Source organism: Caballeronia humi (genome assembly GCF_001544475.1).
In the GTDB taxonomy this organism is placed as follows: Bacteria; Pseudomonadota; Gammaproteobacteria; order Burkholderiales; family Burkholderiaceae; genus Caballeronia; species Caballeronia humi.
In genome coordinates this window covers 1-6,546 of sequence record NZ_FCNW02000112.1, presented here as the reverse complement: position 1 = coordinate 6,546, position 6,546 = coordinate 1, and the positions used below count along the sequence as shown (strand labels likewise).

The following is a 6,546-nucleotide window of genomic DNA, read 5'->3' as shown; positions in this document are numbered from 1 at the left end:
TCGGGAGAGGCGTTCACATCGGCCGATGCGCCGATCGGCTGGACGTTGCCGGGGATATCGAGGGATTGGGTGTACATGACGATCGCTCGCTCAAGGAAGTCGCTGTTCGGCGATTATAAACCGACCGGCCGGTCGGTTTATAACTTTTTTTTGAGATTTATGGGAGGAGATTCGTCTCGACGTGCAGGAACACCCCCGGGGCGGGGACTTCTGCGCGCTATTTGAAGAGAGGCGCTGCAAATGGCAAGGATGTGCTCGCCGCCAGCCGGGGGCGGCAAGATTGCGTGCGCATTGCAAAGTGGCGCGTCTCATAGCAAAGGGGGCTCCGAACGCAGCGGCCGCCTTACTTACGACGTTTTTGCGGTCGAGCGAAAGTGTCAACCATGTCCCCGCACGTTTTTCCCAGGACGCCAGAACACGCGGAGCAGGCGGATGCGGCGTCCGACCATCCGCGACCCGCGCCGTCCGTACCGAAATCGCGCCTCTTAAAGCAAAAAGCCGCTCAACTCCCGCGCTTCGGGCGTCGAGAATGGTGTCAACCATGTCCCCGCACGCTTTCCCGAAACGCGGCTTGCAAGCAGATGAAACGTGCCAGCGTGACGATTCGCGCCGATGCGGCTCACCCAAATCGCGCATTCCAAAAGAAAGGGCCGCTCAACCGCAGCGGCCCACGTACTACCGGCGCGGCGAGGAAGTGTCAACCATGTCTCCGCACACTTTTCTCACGATGCAAAATCAGCCCTTGCGCGCAGGCTCAAAATCCTCCGCATCGACGTCATACCCAGAGGGTTCCCACCGGATCGCCAGCAACGCGACCAATCCGGCCAACGGCGCGACCGCGATGATCCAGAAAACCTTTGTTCCGAGCGCCGCCGACAGCACCGGAAACAGGAACAGCGAAACCGTCGAACTGGAGCGCATCAGCGTCTGATTGAAGCCGACGCCGACGCCCCGCAGTGAAGTCGGATAACTCAGCGACGCGAACGTCATGCTGTGCGAGCCCGGCCCGAAGCCCTGCCCGAGCAGGAACGCTGCAAGAAACGCGATCGCCGTGACGACTTCCGCGCCGTTCTCCGGCCGCCCGACGATCGCGAGCCCCACGAGCGAGACCAACTGGAACGCGTAGCCGCCCACCGTCAGCTTCCACGCGCCGACCTTTGGCACCGTCCGAACCGCGACTAACCCGCCGACGAACGCAAAACACAGGTTGAGCGCGAGCGAGGCGAGGATCGTAGTCAGCATCGACTGCTTGAGGAAGCTCGAAATGATGACCGGTAACCCGAACGCGACCGCGTTATACGCAAACGACGACGCCACCGCGATGACCGTGGCGAGCACGGTCCGCCGCAGGTACACGCCACGCAGCAGCTTGCCGTAGTTGCTCCACGCCGCCTTGCGAGGTGCGATTTTCGCCGCTGAACCGTCCGCTTCGACCCGCGTATCAATGCCGTAAGACCGCTTAAGAATCGCAGCCGCAGCCGGGAGATCGCCCTGATTAGCCGCCCACACCGGCGACTCGCTGATATAGCGGCTCCGGATTGCGATGATCACGATCGCCGGCACCGCACCGAACCCGAGAATCAGCCGCCACAGCCAGCCCGAGTGGCTTTCCGGCAGCACCGCGTACAGCCCGAGCACTAATAGATACGACACGCTGATCGCCGCATACCACGTCGGGCACCACATCGCGATGCGCGCGGCCTTGTTGCCGCGGCCCTGAAGCCGCGAGAATTCAGCGAGAAACGCCATCGCGACAGGCAAATCGATGCCGACGCCCAGTCCCATCACGAAGCGCGCACCGCCGAGCACCCAGGCGTTCGGCGCGAGCGCGCAGGCGATCGCCGCGATGACGAAAAAGAACATATCGGCCATGAAGACGCGATATCGGCCGATTTTGTCGGTGAGGTAGCCTCCGATCAACGCGCCGATGATCGCGCCGAACGTGATCGCCGACGCGACAAAACCAGTGCCGGTCGGCGTCAGCGAGAATTCGCGGGCGATGTCCTTGACGCCGAACGCGAGCGCGCCGAGGTCGTAGGCATCGAGAAAGACGCCGCCGAGCGCGATCGCGATGACGACGCGCGCGTCGCTGCCGATCGCCGCGCCCCGGTTGACGAGGTTGGAGACATCGGCGGCGCTGCGGATGACGGGGCGAGCGTCGACGGCGCTTGGAGTGGCCGGCGCGTCGAAGCGCTCGGGCGCAAGGGAAGCTGACATGAGATACCTGGTAAAAATAGGTTGACGAGGCAATGATCGCGCGATGCTACGTCGCGGGCTGCCTGCGGACAAATTCATTTTTGTTATTTGATGAATGACGGGCCGGCGTCCGGATGGCGCAATGCGAAAATGGCGTCTCGTTATTCGCGCCTGAACAGCATGCCTTCCAAACCACCAGAAATTCCACGCGTTGCCATCGTCGGCGGGGGCCCTGCCGGGTTGATGGCGGCTGAGGCGGCGTCGGCCGGCGGGGCGCGCGTCGATGTCTACGATTCGATGCCGTCAGTCGGCCGTAAATTTCTGATGGCCGGCAAAGGTGGAATGAATCTCACGCATTCTGAAGCGTCGTCGCAATTTCTTGCCCGCTATGGCGCACGCGCTGAGCAAATCGAGCCATTGTTAAATCGTTTTGACGCAGAAGCGCTGCGAAACTGGGTCCATGATTTAGGGATCGAGACATTCGTCGGCAGCTCAGGCCGCGTCTTCCCGACCGACATGAAAGCCGCGCCGATGTTGCGCGCCTGGCTGCATCGGCTGCGCGGGGCGGGCGTGCAGTTTCACATGCGGCATCGCTGGACCGGATGGGCGGACAACGCATCGACCACGCTCGCCTTCACCACGCCCAACGGCGAAGCGCACGTTTCGGCCGATGTCATCATTCTCGCGCTCGGCGGTGCGAGTTGGCCGCGCCTGGGCTCGGACGCCGCGTGGGTGCCGCATCTCGAAGCACGTGGCGTGCGCGTCGAGCCGTTCGAGCCGTCGAATTGCGGCTTCGACGTCGACTGGAGCGAGCACTTCAGCAGCCGGTTTGCGGGCGAGCCGCTGAAATCGGTGGCGATTGGACTGCCGCGCGACGACGGCGGCATCGACTGGCGCGCCGGCGAGTGCCTCATCACCGCGACGGGAATCGAAGGGAGTCTGGTCTATGCGCTGTCGGCGCCGATCCGCGAGCGAATCAAAGGCGAGAACAAAACGATCCTGATCGACCTCGCGCCGGGTCTGTCGCCAGAAAGGGTGATGGAAGAGGTGACACATCCGCGCGGCGCCCGGTCGATGTCGAGTCATCTGCAAAGCCGGCTGCACATCACAGGCGTAAAGGCGGGATTGCTGCGCGAATGCGTCAGCAAGGAAGATTTCGCCGATCCGCCGACGCTCGCCCAACGCATCAAATCGCTGCCGCTGAAGGTGCTGCGCCCGCGTCCGATCACCGAGGCGATCAGTAGCGCGGGCGGCGTCGCGTTCGAATCACTCGACGCGCGTTCGATGCTCACGGCGCTGCCCGGCGTCTTCTGCGCAGGTGAAATGCTCGACTGGGAAGCGCCGACGGGCGGTTATCTGCTGACGGCGTGCCTCGCGAGCGGAATCGTCGCCGGTGAGGGCGCGCTCGCGTATCTTGCGGCGCGCGCCTGAGCGTGAACTACGCGGCGACGAGCCGCCACAACGACGTCACTTCCTTCGAGCGCGCGGCGTAAAGCGGATCGGTTTTGTCGGCGGCGCGCGGATGGTGCGGCTTCACGTCGAGCCGTCCGTCGACCTTTAGACCGGCCGCATCGACCCATTCCTGCAACTGCGCACGCGTGCGCAGACCGAGATGCTCCGCGAAATCCGAAAGGATCAGCCAGCCTTCACCGCCGGGCGTCAGATGCGCGGCGAGGCCGCCGAGAAAGCCACGCAGCATGCGGCTTTCGGGATCGTAGATCGCGTGCTCGATCGCCGAGCTCGGCCGCGCGGGCAGCCACGGCGGATTGCACACGACAAGCGGCGCGCGGCCTTCGGGGAACAGGTCGGCCTTCACCACGTCCACCTGCGACGCGAGCCCCAGCCGCTCGATGTTTTCATGCGCACAGGCGAGGGCGCGTGCATCCATATCTGTCGCGACGACGCGCTCCACGCCCCGTTGCGCCAATAGCGCCGCGAGCACGCCGGTGCCGGTGCCGATGTCGAACGCGAGCGTCTTCGACGGCAGCGGCTGGTCCGCCACGAGCTTGATGTACTCGCCGCGCACCGGCGAAAACACGCCGTAGTAAGGGTGAATACGCGCCCCAAGCGCGGCAATCTCGACGCCCTTCTTGCGCCACTCGTGCGCGCCGACGAGCCCCAGCACCTCACGCAGCGACACCACCGACGGCCCGCTCGACGCCCCGTACGCTTCCTCGCAGGCCTCGCGCACGTCGGGCGCGCGGCGCAGCGGAATCGCGTATTGCTCGTCGAGCGGGAGCAGCAACATCGCGAGCGTGCGGGCGCGTTGCGACTGAGCGAGCCGGTGAAGATTGAAGCTGTCGACCGGGGAAGGCGGCGGCGCTTCGTCCGCTTTCTTCCGTGTTTTCTTCGGTTTGTTCTCGATTCGTCTCACGACGGCCTGCAACAACTGCCGCGCGTTCTGAAAGTCGCCGCGCCACAGGATCGCCGTGCCTTCGCAGGCGAGGCGATAGGCGGAATCGGCGGTGAGCTGATCGTCGCCGATCACGACGCGCTTCGGCGGCGCGTTGCCGCTTTCCGAGCGCCAGAGCGCCGAGCGGCTCTCGCCGTCCTCCTCCCAATGGAGCTGAAGCGGATTGACGGCGGGACTGACGGAGTTCTTGGATTGCATGCGAATTGGATACCGAAACGAGGTGGGGCCGGCTGGCCTATGCCTACATTCTGAGGCTTTTCCACGAAGCGTCTCGTTTTTGCGTGAAAGGCGAGTCTGTGCGACGGTCGCGACCGGTCAGGCACAATCGACGTTTTGTTCAGCCCGCGACCACCGAATGACGCTTCGAATCCTTGCCGCCGCATGCCTTTGCGCCCAGTTCCTGCCGCTGACCCCCGCTTTCGCCGATACCTCCGCCGACAACGCCCACTGGGTCAGCGCCTGGTCGACGGCTTTGCAGGCCATTCCCCAGCGGGCGAACTTGCCGCCGCTGTATCGCGCGCCGGAAGTCGGTGGGCGGACGGTGAGGCAAATGATCTACCCCCGCCTCGATGGCAAGCGCGCGCGTTTGCGGCTGAGCAACGTGTACGGCACGACGCCACTCGTGATCGACGCGGCGCACATCGCGCGGGCCGTGAGCGGCAGCGGCGCGGCGGCTCGCCCGGGCACGGACCGCGCGGTCACATTCGCCGGGAACAAGAGCGTGACGATCGCGCCGGGCGGGCAGGTCGAGAGCGATCCCATCGCCTTCGATGTCGCCGCGACCCAGCCACTCGCCGTCAGCCTCTATATAGGTAAGGACCAAAAACTGGCTGCGTGGCACCGGGTAGCGAGCCAGATCAACTACGTGTCGACACCCGGCAACCACGCTGACGAGACTGCCGCCGACGCCTTCCGCACCAGGTTCACCCAGTACGCGTGGCTGTCGAGCGTCGCCGTCGACGATGCGTCTGGGCAAAGCATCGTCGCGATCGGCGATTCGATCACCGACGGCATGCGCTCGACGCCCAACGCCAACCGCCGCTGGCCTGACGCGCTGGCGCGGCGGCTCGCGGAGAAGGGCGTCTCGGGGACGGCGATCGTCAACGCGGGGATTAGTGGCAACCGGTTGCTGAGCAACTCGCCGTGCTATGGCGAGGCGGTGATCGGCCGCTTCGAGCGCGACGCGCTGCGCCAGCCTGGCGTGCGCGCGATCATCGTGCTGATCGGCATCAACGACATCAATTTCGCCGCGATGCCCCCGCGCGCCGGCCTCGATTGCGACGACCCGCACACGCAAGTCACCGCCGACTCGCTGATCCGCGGCTACCAGCGGCTGATCGCGCAGGCGCACCAGCGTGGCATCAAAATATATGGGGCTACATTGACGCCGGCTTCTTTGCCGCCGGAGCGCGAAAAGATCCGCCTGGCGGTAAACGAATCGATCCGGTCGAGCCGCGCATTCGACGGCGTCATCGATTTCGATCACGCGTTGCGCGACCCGGTGCGCCCGGACGCGCTTCAGCGCCGCTACGACAGCGGCGACCACATCCACCCGAGCGACGCTGGCTACGCGGCGATGGCGGAAGCCGTCCCCATCGACGTGATCGCCGCCCAGCAAGGGCGCTGAGCGTCTCAAAAAATATTTGTGTCACGTCCTTGTCATTGGCGTCTGGTTCACCTACTATTCGTCTCCTCGTTTCACGACGAGGGCCGCGAAGGAAACAAGCGGTCTCCCAAGTCGGTAAGTTTGGAAGCGAAAGCGAAAAATTTGTTGACAAAGGGAAAAAGATTCTTCATAATCTCGTTTCTCTGCTGCTGATGCAGCGACGCAGAACGAAGCGCCGAAGGTTGAGTGCGGGTTTCTCGCGAATGTTCTTTAAAAACTAACAGCCGATAAGTGTGGGCGCTTGATGGCGACGCGGCTTCCAGGTTTTCGG

At 64.2% G+C, this 6,546-nt stretch carries 6 protein-coding genes; 3 read left to right on the top strand and 3 right to left on the bottom strand.

Annotated elements, in window-relative coordinates; all coding sequences use genetic code 11:
• Positions 1 to 225: hypothetical protein (locus tag AWB65_RS37475; RefSeq protein WP_235008049.1), on the top strand; the 225-nt coding region annotated here is incomplete at its 5' end.
• Positions 226 to 735: 510 nt separating this feature from the next.
• Here the strand turns inward: AWB65_RS37475 and AWB65_RS33805 are convergent.
• Positions 736 to 2,217 (bottom strand): MFS transporter, encoded by a 1,482-nt coding sequence (locus tag AWB65_RS33805; protein ID WP_087671144.1) that lies wholly within the window; start codon positions 2,215 to 2,217, stop codon positions 736 to 738.
• A gap of 159 nt (positions 2,218 to 2,376) precedes the next feature.
• Here AWB65_RS33805 and AWB65_RS33800 point away from each other — a divergent pair, with 159 nt between their 5' ends.
• The gene (locus AWB65_RS33800; RefSeq protein ID WP_087671145.1) at positions 2,377 to 3,627 is read left to right on the top strand and encodes a TIGR03862 family flavoprotein; all 1,251 of its coding nucleotides are present in this window, start codon (positions 2,377 to 2,379) and stop codon (positions 3,625 to 3,627) included.
• A gap of 7 nt (positions 3,628 to 3,634) precedes the next feature.
• Here the strand turns inward: AWB65_RS33800 and AWB65_RS33795 are convergent, their stop codons facing one another.
• On the bottom strand, positions 3,635 to 4,807 hold the full coding sequence (locus AWB65_RS33795) for a methyltransferase (protein WP_087671143.1): 1,173 nt from the start codon (positions 4,805 to 4,807) through the stop codon (positions 3,635 to 3,637).
• 157 nt (positions 4,808 to 4,964) lie between these two features.
• Between AWB65_RS33795 and AWB65_RS33790 the strand changes: the two genes are divergently transcribed.
• Positions 4,965 to 6,236 (top strand): SGNH/GDSL hydrolase family protein, encoded by a 1,272-nt coding sequence (locus tag AWB65_RS33790; RefSeq protein ID WP_087671142.1) that lies wholly within the window; start codon positions 4,965 to 4,967, stop codon positions 6,234 to 6,236.
• Between the two features lie 71 nt (positions 6,237 to 6,307).
• Here the strand turns inward: AWB65_RS33790 and AWB65_RS37470 are convergent.
• A partial coding sequence (locus AWB65_RS37470) for a hypothetical protein (RefSeq protein WP_235008048.1) occupies positions 6,308 to 6,546 on the bottom strand: 239 nt, incomplete at its 5' end.